Consider the following 17965-nt stretch of genomic DNA (forward strand, 5'->3'; position numbering starts at 1 on the left):
GGACTACTCCACCAAGGGCAATCGACCGCTCCCGCGGGCGTCTGCGCCTTGCCGGACGTGGGCGGGTGGGGTACAGGACGCGGAGCCGTGATCCGCAGGGGCGCGGGCAGTCACCGCGCGGCCGCAGCGGGTCCCGCGGGAGATCCGGGAAGGGTCAGAGCGCGTCCCGCCGCTGCAGCCATGTCGTCGCCAGCCAGCCCGGCGCGATGGGCAGCCAGAACGTGAGCAGCCGGAACAGCACCACCGCCGAGAACGCGGTGGAGCCGCTGATGCCGGTGGCCGCGGCGAGGCCACCGGAGAGGACCGCCTCGACGGCGCCGAGACCGCCCGGCGTCGGCACGATGGAACCGGCCGACTTCCCGATCAGGAAGACCACCGCGACGGTGGCGAAGTCGATGGCACGGTCGGGCGCGAAGGCGCGGACCGAGGCCCACAGGGCGACCGATCCGGCGAGGGGCAGCAGAAACGCCCCGGCCACGCCGACACTCAGCTTCCCCGGGTCACGCAGCAGATCCAGCATCCGCGGCAGTACGTCCGTGAAGTACGGCTTCACGCGGGTGACGACGAACTTCCGCAGCGGTGGCACCGTGGCCACGACGACGGCGAGCACCGCGACGGCGAGCAGCACCGTGATGATCACCGATGACGGTGGCAGATGGGCGCCCTGGGACGAGCCCGACAGCGAGCCGAAGAGCATCACCAGGATCAGGAACGCGGCCAGGGCGATCACTTGGGAGGCGGCCATGCTGGTGAGGGCGAGCCCCGACGCGACCCCGGCCTTCTGCAGGAAGCGGGTGTTGACCGCGACGCCGCCGACGGCCGCGGGGGTCACCAACGTCACGAAGGAGCCCGCGAGTTGGGCGAGCAGGAGCCGTAGCTTGGGCAGTCGCACCGGCACGAAGCCGCCGATGCCCATCGCGGCGGCGACATAGGTGAGAGCCGAGCCGAGCAGGGCGAGCAGCGCCCATGGCCAGGACACCCCCGTGAACAGACTGCCGAGCGGCTTGTCGGCGAACTGGCCGATGAGGAAGTACACGGCGATGACACCGCCGAGCGCGGACAGGATGGTGCGCGGACGCAGCCGCTCCAGGGCGACAGGGCGGGCCGCGGGCGTCTGCGGCCGCAGGGCCGTGAGCGCTTCGGTGACCGCGGCGAGCACTCCCTTGTCCTTGCGCAGCCGGGCCCGGGTGCCCTGGCTGAGCACCGCCGGGCGCAGGAGCGGCACAAGGCCCGCCACCGCCTCGTCGCCGAGGATGTCGCGGGCGGCCTCGACCGAGCGCTCCGGTGTGGTCAACAGGCCGAGCGTGACGAGGAGTTCGACATCGTCGAGGCGCTGCTGGAGCGTCGTGGCGGCCACCTCGCCGGCTTCCAGGCGCAGCAGCCACACCTCGCCGGCGTCGTCGACGAGGAACGCGTCGGCCGACATCCGCCGGTGGCTGAGCTCGTGCCGGTGAAGGCGGGCCGTGAGCCGCCATACGTCCCGCAGGAGGTTGTCGGTGAGTTCGTCCGCCGCGAGCCGGTCGAGGGTGCGGCCCTCGATGTGTTCGTGGGCGAGCAGGACGGCGTCGGGGCCGAGCTTGCGGACCGCGGCCAGACGCGGGGTGCGGATACCGCTGTCGTGCACGGCGAGGGACAGCAGGGTGCGCCGCTCCACCACGCGCTGCAGCGACAGAAACCCCTGGCTCTGTGCCGGGCGGCGAAGGCGGAGGCGCTGATAGAGGCGGTACGTCAGTCCGATGGCGAGCCGGTCGCGGCCCAGGACGGACACGTCGACGCTGCCGCTGCCGCTGCCGCTGCCGCTGCCGCTGCCGCTGCCGGTGTCTGTGCCGGTGCCGGTGCCGGTCTGCGCCGCGTACCGCCTGCTGCCGTCGCCGCTGTCGGAAAGCCGGCGGCACGACAGCGGCGCGAGCCCTGCCTGCCTGAGCCCGTCGGCCACTTCGGCGTCGGTGGGCGGTGGTGTGCCCGCGCCCATCCACCAGCGCAGGCCGAGCGCCACCGTGCGGCCGAGGGCGAAGGTGATCAGGATGCCGACGAGGGTGGCGCCCTGGGTGACGAGGGCCGCGGCGGCCGTCACCGCGACGCTGCCCCAGGCGGCGTTGCGCAGGAGCAGCCGGTCTCCGAAGCCGACGACGGTGATGAACGCGACGACGGTGGCGACATACAGATGCACCGGGGCGACGGCGCCCGCGTCCGTGTGCGTCTGGGCGAGCGCCCGGCGCAGGACCGACGGGGCGGGCCCGAGGACGTAGAGGTTGATGCCGAGCGCGGTGAGATAGGTGAGCAGCGCGGCGAGCACCCCGAGGATCACCTTGCGGGTCTCGCGCCGGATCAGCTGGTCGACGGCGACCACCGCGGGCACCACCGCCATGACCGCACCGGCGGCGAGGACGATGGGCCCGAGCAGCAGGCCGGGCGCGGCCTGCAGCAGCAGCGCGACACCGACGAGGGCGACGATGCCGAACGCGCCGAGCACGAACCTGGCGCGGTCGACGGGGCGCCGCCCGGCCCGCACGAATGGCACCGGCGGGGCCGCTGTCGTTCCCGGCCCGGCCCCGTCGCCCCGCTTCTCGCCGCTCACCATCAGTGCCAGCCGCTCGCTCAGGTCGTACCCGTCACCGACTCGGTGATCGTTGCACGGTGTGGCGCCACCGGCGCGTCACCGTCCCCCCATCCGGCCCACCCCAGCGCGAGCCCCCGCGTCTCAGCCCCGACGGTGAAGGGACGGCGTGGACCCGACGGGTGGAGGACAGCGGCATGAGCGAGGACGTGGCGGCACGGACGGGGACGGCGGGGATCTCCGGCGCGGGGGCACGCACGCAGACGGCGGGGACCCCCGGTGCGCCGCCGCCGGTGTGCGAGTGGCCCGCGCAGGATCTGACGGGCACCCGCTTCGACCCGGTCCTGGCAGGGCTGATGGACCAGGGGCCGCTGCACCGGATCCGGCTGCCGCACGGCGAGGGCTGGGCGTGGCTCGTGACGCGCTACGACGACGTACGGATGGTCACCAACGACGCCCGGTTCACCCGCCGCCAGGTCCCCGGGCGTGACATCACCCGGCTCGCCCCGCACTTCAAGCCGAAGCCCGGCTCGCTGGCCTTCGCCGACGGCGGTGACCACCACCGGCTGCGCCGCGTGGTGTGGCCCGCCCTTTCGGCATCGGCGGTGGAGGGCCGGCGCGGCCGTGCCCAGGAGCTCATCGACGGTCTGATGGACGGTCTGCTGCGCGACGGGCCGCCCGCCGACCTGGTGGAGCGGCTGCTCGCGCCGTTCCCCGTCGACCTCGTCTGCGAGGTCATGGGCGTACCGCCCGAGGACCGGGCACAGCTCAAGGAGTGGACGGACCAGATCGTCTTCCCGGCCGCCGACGCGTCCGCCACCGGACAGGTCAAGGAGCGCCTCTACGGCTGGCTCGGCGAGGCCGTGCGGGCCCGGCGCGGCAGCACGGGCGAGGACGTCCTGTCACTGCTCGGCGCCGGGGTGAGCCGCGGCGAGCTCACCGAGGAAGAGGCGGCCGGGGTGGCCGGACCGCTGCAGATCGGCGGCGAGGCCGTCACCAACAACACCGGACAGATGCTCTATCTGCTCCTCACCCGCCCCGAACTGCTGGCTGCCCTCACTGAGCGGCCCGAGCTGCGCCCCCGCGCGATCGATGAGCTCCTGCGCTACATCCCGCACCGCAGCGCCGTCGGCCTGGCGCGGATCGCGGAGGAGGACGTCGAGCTGCACGGCCACACCATCAAGGCGGGCGACGCGGTCTACGTCTCCTATCTCGCGGCCAATCGCGACGCGGAGGTCTTCCCGCGGCCCGAGGAGATCGACTTCGACCGGGCCGCGCAGGCGCATGTCTCCTTCGGCCACGGCACGCACTACTGCGTCGGCGGGCTGCTCGCCCGGATGCAGATCGATCTGCTCATGGACGCCGTACTCGACCGGCTGCCGCAACTGCGCCTCGCCGTACCGGCCGATGAGGTGCCCTGGCGGAGCCGGGCCCTGATCCGGGGACCGCGTGCGCTGCCGGTCGCCTGGGCCATCGGCTGAGGTTTCCCGACAAGTCCCCAACTGGTGCGTCCGGTTGGGGACTTCGCGCTGTCCAGGGGGTTGACCCTTGAACAACGGCCGTCTTAGTGTCCGACCCGTTCGCCGCAATAACTTTCTGCAAGGCAGCAGAAAGTCATCGCAGCATTGAACGAGCCGTCAGGTGTGGTGCGTTGCCCCGCGGTTCCCCCCCACGTTTTCCCCCACCACCAAGGAGGCTTCCATGCGCGCGAAGCACGCGCCGCACGGCCGCAAACTGATCGCTCTCTCCGTGGCCCTGGCCGCAGGCACGGCGGGCAGCCTGTACGTCGGTGCCCAGCAGCGGACGGAGGCGGCACCCGCAAAGCCGGCATCCGCGAAGGCGGCGGGCGCGTCGGCGGCGGCAGCCAAGGATGTCACCGCCGTGATGTTCGAGTGGAACTTCGCCTCCATAGGCAAGGCGTGCACCGACACTCTCGGCCCGGCCGGCTACGGCTCCGTCCAGGTCTCGCCGCCGATGGAACGGATCAAGGGCGAGCAGTGGTGGACCGGATACCAGCCGGTCAGCTACAAGGTCGCTTCCTCACTCGGTGACCTCGACGCCTTCAAGGCCATGGTCGGCGCCTGCCACGAGGCGGGCGTCAAGGTGGTCGCCGACGCGGTGATCAACCACATGACGGCGGGCTCGGGCACCGGCACCGGCGGCACCGCGTACACCAAGTACGACTACCCCGGGCTGTATCAGGCCGCCGATCTGGACGACTGCAAGTCCGACATCAAGGACTACACCGACCGTGCCCAGGTGCAGAACTGTGAACTCGTGGGCCTCGCCGACCTGGACACCGGCGAGGAGCGAGTCCGCGGCGCCATCGCGGGCTATCTCAACGACCTGCTCGCACTCGGCGTCGACGGATTCCGCGTGGACGCCGCGAAGCACATGCCCGCGGATGACCTCAAGGCCATCAAGGCGCAGCTCACCGAGCCGGATGTGTACTGGAAGCAGGAGGTCATCCCGGCCGCAAACGAGCCGGTCAAGCAGGACGAGTACCTGGGCACGGGCGATGTCCAGGAGTTCAATCTCGCGTATCAGCTGAAGTCCGCCTTCGAGGGCGGATCCCTGGCAGGACTGAAGAACGTCACGGACGGCAAGCTGCCGAGCGCGTCCGCGGCGACGTTCGTCACGAACCACGACACCGAGCGGCAGGGCAACACCCTCACCTACAAGAACGGCGCCGCCTACACCCTCGCCCATGTCTTCCTGCTCGCTCACCCCTACGGGCAGCCCGATGTGCACTCCGGGTACGCCTTCGACGACAAGGACGCGGGCGCGCCCGGCGGCGGCGCCGCCGACTGTGCCACCGACGCCTGGGTGTGCCAGCACGCACAGCGGGAGATCGCGGGCATGGTCGGCTTCCGCAACGCCGCGGGGGACGCCGAGGTGAGCGACTGGTGGGACAACGGCGGCAGCGCCATCGGCTTCGGGCGCGGAGACAAGGCGTACGTGGCCATCAACGGCGGTGACGGCGAGCTGAAGGAGACGTTCCAGACCTCGCTGCCCGCGGGGGAGTACTGCGATGTGCAGTCCGACCGGCCCGTGACCGTGGCGGACGGGGGCAAGCTGCAGGCCACCGTGGCGGCGAAGAGTGCGCTCGCGGTGCATGTGGGTGCCAAGTCCTGCTCGGGCAGCGGGAGCTGACGGAGCATCGGTGACATCCGGCCGTCCGGCACAGCGCCGGGCGGCCGGTTCGCACGGCACACGCGCCGGGCGGCCGGTTGTTCGCATGACGCCGGCCGTCGAAGCCGCGGTCCCGTCCTCGTTGGTCCTCCGCCCGTTGTCAGTGCTCCGCCCGTGGTCCGGTCGTCGTCGGCCCCGCGGCTCAGCGGTCGTCGCCGGAGCGCCGTCCGGACGCCGTGGATCCGCGTACGACCAGTTCCGGCATGAAGACGAACTCGCTGGGCGGCGCGGGGGTGCCGCCGATCTCCTCCAGGAGGGCCCGCACCGCGGCCTGGCCCATCGCGGGGACCGGCTGGCGGATCGTGGTCAGCGGGGGATCGGTGAACGCGATCAGCGGGGAGTCGTCGAAGCCGACCACCGAGATGTCCCGCGGCACGTCCAACTCCCGTTCCCTGGCGGCCCGTACGGCGCCGAGTGCCATCATGTCGCTGGCGCAGACGATCGCCGTGCAGTCCCGGCCGATCAGCGTGGCCGCGGCCGCCTGCCCGCCCTCCAGGGTGTAGAGCGACTGCGCGATCAGCTTCTCGCACTCCTCGGGGCCGAGCCCGAGGCGCTCGCGCATACCGAGCTTGAAGCCCTCGATCTTGCGCAGGACGGGCACGAACCGGCGCGGGCCCACGGCGAGTCCGATCCGGGTGTGCCCGAGCGAGGCGAGATGCATGACCGCGAGCCGGGCCGCGGCCCGGTCGTCGGTGGAGACGAAGGGGGCCTGCACCTTCGGCGAGAAGCCGTTGACCAGGACATAGGGGACGCCCTTGCCGCGCAGCCGTTCGTAGCGCTCCAGGTCCGCCGTGGTGTCGGCGTGCAGTCCGGAGACGAAGATGATCCCGGCGACGCCGCGGTCCACCAGCATCTCGGTCAGCTCGTCCTCGGTGGAGCCGCCCGGGGTCTGGGTGGCCAGGACCGGGGTGTAGCCCTGGCGGGTCAGGGCCTGGCCGATCACCTGGGCGAGGGCCGGGAAGATCGGGTTGTCCAACTCCGGTGTGATCAGGCCGATCAGGCCCGCGCTGAGACGGCGGAGCCGCACCGGGCGTTCATAGCCGAGCACATCGAATGCGGCGAGGACGGCCTCGCGGGTGGCCACGGCCACCCCGGGTTTGCCGTTGAGCACACGGCTGACGGTGGCTTCGCTGACCCCCGCCTGCGCCGCGATGTCGACGAGCCGTGCGTTCATGGCTTGATCTGTACGAGCCGTGCGGTCATGGCTTGGACTGTACCCGTCATACGCCGTGGTGCACACAGCTTGCGGAGGCCTTGCAGCCACTCCTTGCGGCAACTCTTCGGACACGCGGCGGTAACGATCACCAGAGCTTGCAGAAAGTTGTCGCAAGGTCTTTCCGTCGCTTTTCAATCCTGTTACGTTCCCTGGCATCCCGGCGCCGCGTCGAGTGCGGCTCGCAGGCGGCGGCCCTTCCCAGGCCGTGCCTCCCTTGTTTCCGGGATCAGTTGAAGGAGTTCACATGCGGCGTGGCATAGCGGCCACCGCGCTGGTCGCGGCTCTGGCCATGACAGCGGCAGCGTGCGGTGGGGATGACGGCGGGGACACGAAGGGTTCGGGCAAGATCTCCGGAACCGTGACGTTCTGGGACACTTCGAACGACGCCGAGAAGGGCACGTACAAGCAACTCGCCCAGGGCTTCGAGAAGATCCACCCCGGCGTCAAGGTCAAGTACGTCAACGTCCCCTTCGGCGAGGCCAACGCCAAGTTCAAGAACGCGGCGGGCGGCGGCTCCGGCGCGCCGGACGTGATGCGCACCGAGGTCGCCTGGGTGGCCGACTTCGCCAACCTCGGCTACCTCGCGCCGCTCGAGGGCACCCCGGCCCTCGAAGGGGCGTCGGACTACCTCGAACAGGCCGTCGCCAGCACCAAGTTCAAGGGCAAGACCTACGCCGCGCCGCAGACCATCGACACCCTGGCGCTCTTCTACAACAAGAAGATGCTCAAGGCCGCGGGCGTCAAGACGCCCACCACCGTCGACGAGGTGAAGGCCGCCGCGAAGAAGATCAAGTCGAAGAGCGGCAAGACGGGTCTGTATCTGCGCGGCGACGACCCCTACTACTACCTGCCCTATCTCTACGGCGAGGGCGGCGACCTCCTCGACACCAAGAACGCCGAGATCACCGTCGATGACGCCGAGGGAGCCAAGGCGTTCTCGGTGATGAAGGACCTGGTCGACTCCAAGGCCGCCGTCACCGACGCAAGCGACGGCTACAACAACCAGCTCAACGCCTTCAAGGACGGCGAGGTCGCCATGGCGCTCGACGGGCCCTGGTCGATCGAAGGCGCCCTGCAGGGCAGGGAGTTCAAGGGCGACAAGGACAACCTCGGTGTCGCGCCCGTGCCCGCGGGCAGCGTCGCCCAGGGCGCGCCGCAGGGCGGCTGGAACCTCGGCGTCTACGCCGGATCCAAGAACCTCGAAGCCTCATACGAGTTCGTGAAGTACATGAGCTCCGCCAAGGTGCAGCAGCAGACCACCGAGAAGCTCAGCCTGCTGCCGACCCGCACCTCCGTGTACGAGCAGCCCTCGGTCAGCGGCAACCAGATGGTGCAGTTCTTCAAGCCGGCCATCGCCAAGGCCGTGGAGCGCCCCTGGATCCCCGAGGCCAACTCGCTCTTCGAGCCCATCCGGCTGCACATGGGCAAGGTGCTCAGCGGCAAGAGCTCGCCGCAGGACGCGGCCAAGGGCGTCGGTGACGCCTACCGCAAGCTGCTCAAGGACTACAAGTAGCCCACGGGCCACCCGACTTGGAAGGCTGACCGACAGATGGCTGTCGAGAGCAGCCGGCCGGTGATGAAGGCCGCGGACGCCGATGGCGTCCGCGGCCGGGGCCACCGGACCGGCCGTAACCCCGGGCGGTTGCGCAGGGCACTGTCCACCCACTGGTACGCCTGGAGCATGGTCGCCCCCGTGGTGATCGTCATCGGCGTGATCATCGGCTATCCGCTGGCGCGCGGCGTCTATCTGTCGACGACCGACGCCAACGAGGCCAACGTCGAGCGCACCATCGGCGTCAACCACATCCCGGCGACCTACGAGTCGGTGGGCCTGGACAACTACACGGCCGTCCTCTCCGACGGCGTGTTCTGGGACCGGCTCGGCTGGACCGTGGTGTGGACGGTGTCCTGTGTCGCGCTGTCCTTCGGTCTCGGCCTCGCCCTGGCCAATATGCTCAACCGCAGGCTCGCGGGACGCTCCCTCTACCGGATGGCGCTGATCCTGCCGTGGGCGGTGCCTGCCTTCGTCTCCGTCTTCACCTGGCGGCTGCTCTTCAACGAGAAGAACGGCATCCTCAACAAGCTCCTCGCCGGCGGCGGCATCGACGCCATCCCCTGGCTGAACGACCCCACCTGGGCCAAGCTCTCGGTGATCACCGTCAATGTGTGGCTCGGCGTGCCCTTCATGCTCGTCGCCATGCTCGGCGGACTGCAGTCCATCCCGGGCGATCTGTACGAAGCCGCCGAGATGGACGGCGCGAACGCCTGGCAGCGCTTCCGCCACATCACCCTGCCCGGACTGCGCTCCGTGAGCAGCACGGTGATCCTGATCAGTGGCATCTGGACGTTCAACATGTTCCCGGTGATCTTCCTGCTCACCCGCGGTGGGCCGGGAGACGCCACGGAGATCCTGGTGACGTACGCCTACCGGCTCTCCTTCGTGGTCAGCCCACGTGACTTCGCGGGCTCCGCGGCCTGGGGCGTGCTCATCCTGCTGCTCCTTACGTTCTTCGCGGTGATCTACCGCCGTGCGCTGCGCAAGCAGGGAGAGGTGTGGTGACCGCCATGACCAAGGGCAAGCCGAGGCTGCGCGGCGAGCGGGGCCCTGTGGCCTCCGTCGCCCTGCACACCACCCTCCTGATCGCCGGCGCCATCGCGGTGCTGCCGCCGCTGTGGCTGCTCGTCACCTCGTTCAAGCCGCAGAGCGAGGCCTTCTCCACCGCCCTGGTGAAGGACTTCACCTTCGCCAACTACGACCACGTCGTGGCCGACACCGAGTTCCTGAGCTGGCTCGGCAACTCCCTGCTCGTCGTCGGACTGACCACCACCTTGGGTGTCTTCGTCTCCGCGACCACCGGATACGCCGTCAGCCGCTTCCGCTTCCCCGGCATGCGCCCGCTGATGTGGCTGCTCCTGGTCACCCAGATGTTCCCCGTCGCCGTGCTCATCGTGCCCCTCTACAACCTGCTGGCGAGCCTCGGCCTGCTCAATCAGCCCGTCGGTCTGGTCCTGACGTATCTGACGATCGCCGTGCCGTTCTCCGCCTGGATGATGAAGGGCTACTTCGACACCATTCCGGTCGAGATCGACGAGGCGGGGCGGGTGGACGGGCTCAATCCGTTCGGCACCTTCTGGCGGCTCGTCGTGCCCCTCGCCAAGCCGGGCCTCGCCGTCACCGGTTTCTACAGCTTCATCACCGGCTGGGCCGAAGTCGCCTACGCCACGGCCTTCATGACCGGCGAGGAGAACCTCACGCTCGCCGGGGGTCTGCAGACCTTCGTCAACCAGTACACCAGCGACTGGGGGTCGCTGACCGCGGCGGCCGTGATCGTCGCGGTACCCGCCGCGGTGATCTTCGGATTCGCGCAGCGCCACCTCGTGGCCGGCCTCACCGCGGGCGCCACGAAGTCCTGACGTGCAGTGACGGCCGCCCCCCGTTCCTCTCAATCTCCAGGGAAGACATGACCAAGGATCTCGCCGCTCCGGCCGTGACCGTCGCCCCCACCGGCACCGACCCGGAATGGTGGCGCGGCGCGGTGATCTACCAGGTGTATCCGCGCAGTTTCGCCGACGGGAACGGCGACGGCACGGGCGATCTGGAAGGCATCCGCAGCAGGCTCCCGTACCTCAAGGAGCTCGGCGTCGACGCCGTCTGGCTCAGCCCCTTCTACGCGTCGCCACAGGCCGACGGCGGCTATGACGTCGCCGACTACCGCGCCATCGACCCGATGTTCGGCACCCTGCTAGACGCCGACGCGGTGCTGCGCGACGCCCACGAACTGGGCCTGCGCATCATCGTCGACCTGGTGCCCAACCACTCGTCGGACCAGCACGACTGGTTCCAGCGCGCCCTGCGCGAGGGCCCCGGCTCGGCGCTGCGCGAGCGCTACCACTTCCGGCCCGGCAAGGGGGTGCACGGACAACTCCCGCCCAACGACTGGGAGTCCATCTTCGGCGGGCCCGCCTGGACCCGCGTCGAGGACGGCGAGTGGTATCTGCATCTGTTCGCGCCCGAGCAGCCCGACTTCAACTGGGAGCACCCCGCCGTACGTGACGAGTTCCGCTCGATCCTGCGGTTCTGGCTCGACATGGGCGTCGACGGCTTCCGGGTCGATGTCGCCCACGGCCTGGTCAAGGCCGCCGGCCTGCCCGACATCGGCCGCAGCGGGCAGCTGAAGCTCCTCGGCAACGACACCATGCCGTTCTTCGACCAGGACGGTGTGCACGAGATCTACCGCAGCTGGCGGGAGATCCTCGGCGAATACCCCGAAAATAGAATCGGGCCCGAAGGGCCTTCCTTGGAAGGGCGGGGGCGGGAGACGGGCGGGCGCATTCTCGTCGCCGAGGCCTGGACGCCGACCGTCGAGCGCACCGCCCACTATGTGCGCCCCGACGAGATGCACCAGGCCTTCAACTTCCAGTATCTGGGCACCCATTGGGACGCCGCCGAACTGCGCGCGGTGATCGACGCCTCGCTCGCCGCGATGCGGCCGGTCGGCGCCCCCGCCACCTGGGTGCTGTCCAACCACGACGTCACCCGGCACGCCACCAGGTTCGCCAACCCGGCCGGACTCGGCACCCAGCTGCGTACCCCCGGCGACCGCGCGCTCGGGCTGCGCCGGGCCCGCGCCGCCACCCTGCTGATGCTGGCGCTGCCCGGCTCCGCCTACGTCTACCAGGGCGAGGAACTCGGTCTGCCCGATGTCACCGACCTGCCCGACGAGGTACGCCAGGACCCGTCGTTCTGGCGCGCGGCCGGACAGGACGGCTTCCGTGACGGCTGCCGGGTCCCCATCCCCTGGACACAGGAGGGCAGTTCGTACGGCTTCGGCGGTGGCGGCAGCTGGCTTCCGCAGCCGCAGGGCTGGGGCGAACTCAGCGTCCAGGCGCAGAGCGGCGACCCCGACTCGACCCTGGAGCTGTACCGCAGCGCCCTCGCCCTGCGCCGTGCTCGGCCCGAACTCGGCGCGGGCGACCGGATCGAGTGGCTGACCGCCCCCGACGGCGTCCTCGCCTTCCGCCGCGGGGACTTCGTGTGCACCGCGAACACCACGGGGGAACGGGTGCGCATCCCGCTGCCCGGCCGGGTCCTGCTCACCGCCGGTGAGGTCCGACTGGGCCCCGATGACGCCGAGTTGGCGGGCGACACCACCGTATGGTGGGCGATGTGACCGTTCCCGTGCCGCGGGAAGCCGCCGAGCGCGGCGGCCCGCGGCTCGCGGACATCGCGGCGCAGGCCGGAGTCAGCGAGGCCACCGCGAGCCGGGTGCTCAACGGCAAGGCGGGGGTGGCGACCGGCACCCGGCAGCGGGTCCTGGCCGCACTCGACGTCCTGGGCTACGAGCGTCCGCTGCGCCTGAAACGGCGCAGCGCCGGCCTGGTCGGCCTGGTGGTCCCCGAGCTCGGCAACCCGATCTTCCCGGCCTTCGCTCAGGTCATCGAGCAGGTCCTGGCCGGGCACGGCTACACCCCGATGCTGTGCACCCAGATGCCGGGCGGCGCCACCGAGGACGAGCTGGTCGAACAGCTGGAGGAGCGCCGGGTCAGCGGCATCGTGTTCCTGTCGGGCCTGCACGCCGACACCACCGCCGACCCGGCCCGCTATCTCGAACTCGCGGGCCGTGGCATGCCGTTCGTCCTCATCAACGGCTTCAACGAGCACCTGCCGGGCCCTTTCGTCTCCCCTGACGACCGGGCCGCGGCGCGGATGGCCGTACGTCATCTCGTCGACCTGGGACACGAACGGATCGGCCTGGCCATCGGGCAGACCAGATATGTGCCCTCACGGCGCAAGGCGGAGGGGTTCACCGCGGCCGTGCAGGACATGCTCGGCCGCAGCCCGCGGGAGGCCGAAGGCCTGGTGCGGCGCACCCTGTTCTCGGTCGAGGGCGGCCATGCCGCGGCGGGCGGGCTGCTCGACGCGGGCTGTACGGCGATGGTCTGCGGCAGCGACATGATGGCGCTCGGCGCCGTGCGGGCGGTGCGAGAGCGGGGCCTGTCCGTGCCGGGTGACGTGTCGGTGGTCGGGTTCGACGACTCGCCGCTGATCGCGTTCACGGACCCGCCGCTGACCACGGTGCGGCAGCCGGTGCAGGCGATGGCGACCGCCGCGGTGGGCGCCCTGCTCGAGGAGATGCACGGGAGCGCGCCGGGGGTATCTCCCGGCGGCGGCTGGGGGAAGACGGAGTTCGTGTTCCAGCCGGAACTGGTGGTGCGTGGCTCCACGGCGCAGGCGCGTGTGTGACGGCGGACGTCTGGTGGCGCGCGTCCGGTGGCGGGCGTCCTCGTACGGCCGAGGACCGGTCCGACCGGCCGGGCGCGTGGGGTCTCCGCGAGCGGTGACCCCCGGCCGGCCGGACCGGAGACGTGGTTGAACGTAACACCGCTGCAATCTCTTGTGGAAGCCCTTGCGCGTCCCGGAGTTGAGAGATGTCCGTGCCATCACGCCGTTGTGTCCAGAGGGTTGACCGCTCCTGGTGGGGGTCGTACGGTCACCACCGCAATCACACGCTGTTTCTTGCAGCAAGAACATTCAACGGCCTTACGGGCACGGCGCGTTGCCGACTGAGGCTGCTCCACACCCCCGCATCCTCTGGAGATCCCATGGCCCGTGGAACGAAGCGAAGCCACAGACCCATCGCCGCTACCGCCGCCCTGATCGCGGCGGTCGGCGGCACCCTCGCCGGTACGGCCCCGCAGGCGCAGGCCGCGCCGCCCGGCGGCAAGGACGTCACCGCCGTCCTCTTCGAGTGGAAGTTCAGTTCGGTGGCCAAGGCGTGCACCGAGCGGCTCGGCCCCGACGGCTACGGCTACGTCCAGGTGTCACCGCCCCAGGAGCACATCCAGGGCCCCCAGTGGTGGACCTCGTACCAGCCCGTCAGCTACAAGATCGCCGGCCGGCTCGGTGACCGTGCCGCCTTCGCGTCCATGGTGAACACCTGCCACGCGGCGGGCGTCAAGGTCGTCGCCGACGCGGTGATCAACCACATGTCGGCCGGGAACGGCACCGGCACCGGCGGCTCCTCGTACACGAAGTACGACTACCCGGGCACCTACGCGGTCTGGGACTTCGACAACTGCACCGCGCAGATCAGCAACTACCAGGACCGCTTCAACGTCCAGGAGTGCGAACTCGTCGGCCTCGCCGACCTGGACACCGGCGAGGACTACGTCCGCGGCCGGATCGCCGCGTACCTCAACGACCTGCTCTCGCTCGGCGTCGACGGATTCCGGGTGGACGCGGCCAAGCACATGGCCGCCGCGGACCTCGCGAACATCAAGTCCCGGCTGAGCAACCCCTACGTGTACTGGAAGCACGAGGCCATCTACGGCGCCGGCGAGGCCGTGTCGCCCACCGAGTACCTCGGCTCGGGTGACGTCCAGGAGTTCCGCTACGCACGTGACCTCAAGCGGGTCTTCACCGCGGAGAAGCTCGCGTACCTGAAGAACTACGGCGAGGGCTGGGGCTATATGGAGTCCGGGAAGTCCGCGGTCTTCGTCGCCAACCACGACACCGAGCGCGGCGGTGACACGCTCACCTACAAGGACGGCGCCGACCACACCCTGGCCCATGTGTTCATGCTGGCCTGGCCGTACGGCGCCCCGGATGTGCACTCCGGCTACGAGTTCAGCGACCGTGACGCGGGCCCTCCGGCCGGCGGCCAGGTGAACGCCTGCTACAGCGACGGCTGGAAGTGCCAGCACGCCTGGCCCGAGATCCGCCGCATGGTCGCGTTCCGCAACAACACCAGGGGACAGGGCGTCACCAACTGGTGGGACAACGGCAACGACGCCATCGCGTTCGGCCGCGGCAGCAAGGGATACGTGGTGGTCAACCACGAGGGCACGACCGTCAGCCGCACCTTCCAGACCTCCCTGGCCGCGGGCACCTACTGCGATGTGCAGAGCGGTCACAACGTCACGGTCGGCGGCTCCGGGCGGCTGACCGCCGCCGTCGCGCCGAACACGGCTCTCGCGCTGCACACCGGGGCCAGAACCTGCTGACCGGCGCTCCAGAGCATCCCCCATACCGGCCGCCCGGCTCCTGTCCAGTCCCCGCTGCCGGGCGGCCCTCCAAGCGCACCGCCCACAAGGAGAAACACGTTGACCGGCTCCCCGCGCCGTACCGCCCTGGCCCTGGCACTCGCCGTGCTCGCCGCGGCGGCGCCCCTGACGTACTCGGCCGCGGCCGAGCCCCGCACGGCGGCGGCCACCGAGGCGCCCGCCCCGCTCGATCTGTCCAAGTCCAGGGCCCAGTGGATCGACCGCGACACCGTCGTCTGGCCGAGCGCGAGCCCCGCCGCCACCCACGACCTCGTGTACGCACGCGGCGGCGGCCTCGGCGTCGAGGACGGCGCGCTGTCCGGCGAGGGCCGGCGGATCCGCCTCGCCCCGGTCGAGGGCGGGCTCACCGAGAGCCAGCGCGCGAAGTACCCGCATCTGAAGGAGTACGCGGCGTACAGTGTCGACCCGCGCGACCGTGACCAGGTGCGGGCGGCCCTGACCGGGCAGATCGTCGCCACCCGGCGCGGCGCCGACGGCACGCTCGACGCCGCCACCGGCGTACAGACCCAGGGCGCGCTCGACGACCTGTACAGCGCCGCCGCCACCAAGGCCGCGCTCGGCCCGCACTTCACCCACGGCCGCCCCTCGCTCGCCCTGTGGGCGCCCACGGCACAGCAGGTCGACGTCGAGATCGAGGGCCGCACCGTGCCGCTTCGCCGCGCCGCGGCCTCCGGAGTGTGGTCCCTTTACGGGCCGAAGAGCTGGACGGGCAAGGCCTACCGCTACGTCGTGCGGGTCTGGGCCCCGAGCGTGCGGAAGGTCGTCACCAACAAGGTCACCGACCCCTACTCGACGGCCCTCACCGCCGACTCGCGCCGCAGCCTCCTCGTCGACCTCGACGACCCCCGGCTCGCCCCCGAAGGCTGGTCGTCCCTGCGCAAGCCGGCGCCCGTACCGGCCCGGGACGCGCAGATCCAGGAGCTGCACATCCGTGACTTCTCCGTCGAGGACCGTACGTCCCGGCACCCGGGCAGGTATCTCGCCTTCACGGACAGCGGCTCCGACGGCATGCGGCAGCTGCGCAGGCTCTCCCGCGCCGGCACGTCGTACGTCCATCTCCTGCCGGCCTTCGACTTCGGCACCGTCCCGGAGCGCCCCGCCGAACAGACGCGCCCCGACTGCGACTTGGCGGCTCTCGCCCCCGACTCCGACGAGCAGCAGAAGTGCGTCACCAAGAGCGCCGCCGACGACGCCTACAACTGGGGCTACGACCCGGTGCACTACACCGTGCCCGAGGGCTCCTACGCGAGCGACCCCGAAGGCCCCGGCCGTACGGTCGAGTTCCGGAAGATGGTGCAGGGCCTGAACCGCGCCGGACTGCGCACCGTCATGGACGTCGTCTACAACCACACCGTGGCGAGCGGCCAGGCCGGCAAGTCGGTCCTCGACAAGATCGTGCCCGGCTACTACCAGCGCCTTGACGCCGACGGCGCGGTCACCACCTCCACCTGCTGCGCCAACACGGCGCCCGAGAACGCCATGATGGGCAAGCTCGTGGTGGACTCCATCGTCACCTGGGCCAAGCAGTACAAGGTCGACGGCTTCCGCTTCGACCTCATGGGCCACCATCCCAAGGCCAACATCCTGGCCGTACGCAAGGCCCTGGACGCGCTGACCGTCGGCAAGGACGGCGTCGACGGCAAGAACATCCTGCTCTACGGCGAGGGCTGGGACTTCGGCGAGGTCGCGGGTGACGCCCGCTTCGAGCAGGCCACGCAGAAGAACATGGCGGGCACCGGCATCGCCACCTTCTCCGACCGGGCCCGCGACGCCGTACGCGGCGGCGGTCCCTTCGACGAGGACCCCGGTGTCCAGGGCTTCGCCAGCGGCCTGTACACCGACCCCAACTCCTCGAAGGCGAACGGCACTCCGGCCGAGCAGAAGGCCCGCCTGCTGCACTACCAGGACCTCATCAAGGTCGGGCTCACCGGGAGCCTCGCCGGCTACACCTTCACCGCAAGCGACGGACGTACCGTGAAGGGCTCCGAGGTCGACTACAACGGCGCCCCTGCCGGGTACGCCGCACAGCCGGGCGACGCCCTCAACTACGCCGACGCCCACGACAACGAGACCCTCTTCGACGCGCTCGCCTTCAAACTCCCCAAGGACACGGCTGCCGCGGACCGGGCCCGGATGCAGGTACTCGCCATGGCCACCGCGGCCCTGTCGCAGGGCCCCGCCCTGTCCCAGGCCGGATCCGAGCTGCTGCGCTCCAAGTCCCTCGACCGCAACTCCTACGACAGCGGCGACTGGTTCAACGCCCTGCACTACGACTGCCGCGACGGGAACGGCTTCGGGCGCGGACTGCCTCCGGCCGCCGACAACAAGGACAAGTGGCCCCACGCCAAGCCCCTGCTGGCCTCCGCCGCCACCCTGACGCCCGGCTGCGCGGAGATCAACGGCACCGACGCCGCCTACCGCGACCTGCTGCGCCTGCGCACCTCCGAGCCCGCCTTCTCCCTGGCCACGTCCGACCGGGTGCAGTCCGAACTGTCCTTCCCCCTCTCCGGCACGGCCGCCGAGACCCCCGGCGTGATCACCATGCGCGCCGGGGACCTGGTCGTCGTCTTCAACGCGAGCCCGCAGCGGCAGTCCCAGCGCGTCGACGCACTCGAGAACACCGCGTACACCCTGCACCCGGTGCAGGCGAGGGGCTCCGACCCGGTCGTGAAGTCATCGTCGTACGAAGGGAGTTCAGGCACTTTCACCGTCCCGGCGCGGACGGTCGCGGTCTTCCAGCGGAAGTGACAGACCTGGGCCGATGGCGCGTCAGCCCTCCACGTACCCCCCTACGTACAGGAGGTTCCATGCGCGCTTCACGCATTCCCCGATGGCGCCATGCGCTGCTCGCGGCCGCTCTCGCCGCGCTGCACCTCGTGCTGCTGCCCTCGGTCGGCAACGGCGCGGACGGCGCGCGGCGCGCGACGACAGCGGTG

The 17965-nt window shown here is 70.7% G+C and carries 9 protein-coding genes and 2 pseudogenes; 9 read left to right on the forward strand and 2 right to left on the reverse strand.

The features are described from left to right. Positions 1–154: 154 nt before the first annotated feature. Positions 155–2512, reverse strand: a complete 2358-nt coding sequence (locus tag ACFQVC_RS05740; protein WP_381827221.1) for a lysylphosphatidylglycerol synthase domain-containing protein — start codon at positions 2510–2512, stop codon at positions 155–157. Positions 2513–2754: 242 nt separating this feature from the next. Between ACFQVC_RS05740 and ACFQVC_RS05745 the strand changes: the two genes are divergently transcribed. Beyond that, a complete protein-coding gene (locus tag ACFQVC_RS05745) occupies positions 2755–4038 on the forward strand; it encodes a cytochrome P450 (protein ID WP_381827223.1) in 1284 nt (427 codons plus the stop codon). A gap of 220 nt (positions 4039–4258) precedes the next feature. After that, positions 4259–5704: pseudogene (locus tag ACFQVC_RS05750) on the forward strand (alpha-amylase); the annotation flags it as partial. A 187-nt stretch (positions 5705–5891) separates the two neighbouring features. Here ACFQVC_RS05750 and ACFQVC_RS05755 read toward each other — a convergent pair. After that, entirely contained in the window at positions 5892–6923 is a 1032-nt protein-coding gene (locus ACFQVC_RS05755) for a LacI family DNA-binding transcriptional regulator (RefSeq protein WP_381827225.1), read from the reverse strand. Positions 6924–7209: 286 nt separating this feature from the next. Here ACFQVC_RS05755 and ACFQVC_RS05760 point away from each other — a divergent pair, with 286 nt between their 5' ends. From ACFQVC_RS05760 to pulA, 7 genes and pseudogenes are all read left to right on the forward strand, one after another. Continuing rightward, positions 7210–8478 carry an extracellular solute-binding protein gene (locus ACFQVC_RS05760; RefSeq protein ID WP_381827227.1) on the forward strand — a complete coding sequence of 423 codons (1269 nt, stop codon included), beginning with the start codon at positions 7210–7212 and terminating at the stop codon, positions 8476–8478. A gap of 36 nt (positions 8479–8514) precedes the next feature. After that, positions 8515–9525, forward strand: a complete 1011-nt coding sequence (locus ACFQVC_RS05765; protein WP_381827229.1) for a carbohydrate ABC transporter permease — start codon at positions 8515–8517, stop codon at positions 9523–9525. Between the two features lie 5 nt (positions 9526–9530). Next, the gene (locus tag ACFQVC_RS05770; RefSeq protein ID WP_381828236.1) at positions 9531–10379 is read left to right on the forward strand and encodes a sugar ABC transporter permease; all 849 of its coding nucleotides are present in this window, start codon (positions 9531–9533) and stop codon (positions 10377–10379) included. Positions 10380–10426: 47 nt separating this feature from the next. Beyond that, positions 10427–12136, forward strand: a complete 1710-nt coding sequence (locus ACFQVC_RS05775; RefSeq protein ID WP_381827231.1) for a glycoside hydrolase family 13 protein — start codon at positions 10427–10429, stop codon at positions 12134–12136. Continuing rightward, on the forward strand, positions 12121–13209 hold the full coding sequence (locus tag ACFQVC_RS05780; RefSeq protein WP_381827233.1) for a LacI family DNA-binding transcriptional regulator: 1089 nt from the start codon (positions 12121–12123) through the stop codon (positions 13207–13209). Before ACFQVC_RS05775 ends, ACFQVC_RS05780 begins: the two co-directional genes overlap by 16 nt. Positions 13210–13568: 359 nt before the next feature. After that, a pseudogene (locus ACFQVC_RS05785) lies at positions 13569–14966 on the forward strand (alpha-amylase); the annotation flags it as partial. Between the two features lie 102 nt (positions 14967–15068). Continuing rightward, on the forward strand, positions 15069–17777 hold the full coding sequence (pulA, locus tag ACFQVC_RS05790) for a pullulanase-type alpha-1,6-glucosidase (RefSeq protein ID WP_381827235.1): 2709 nt from the start codon (positions 15069–15071) through the stop codon (positions 17775–17777). The last annotated feature ends 188 nt before the right edge of the window (positions 17778–17965 follow it).

The organism is Streptomyces monticola (assembly GCF_042665355.1).
GTDB lineage: Bacteria > Actinomycetota > Actinomycetes > Streptomycetales > Streptomycetaceae > Streptomyces > Streptomyces monticola.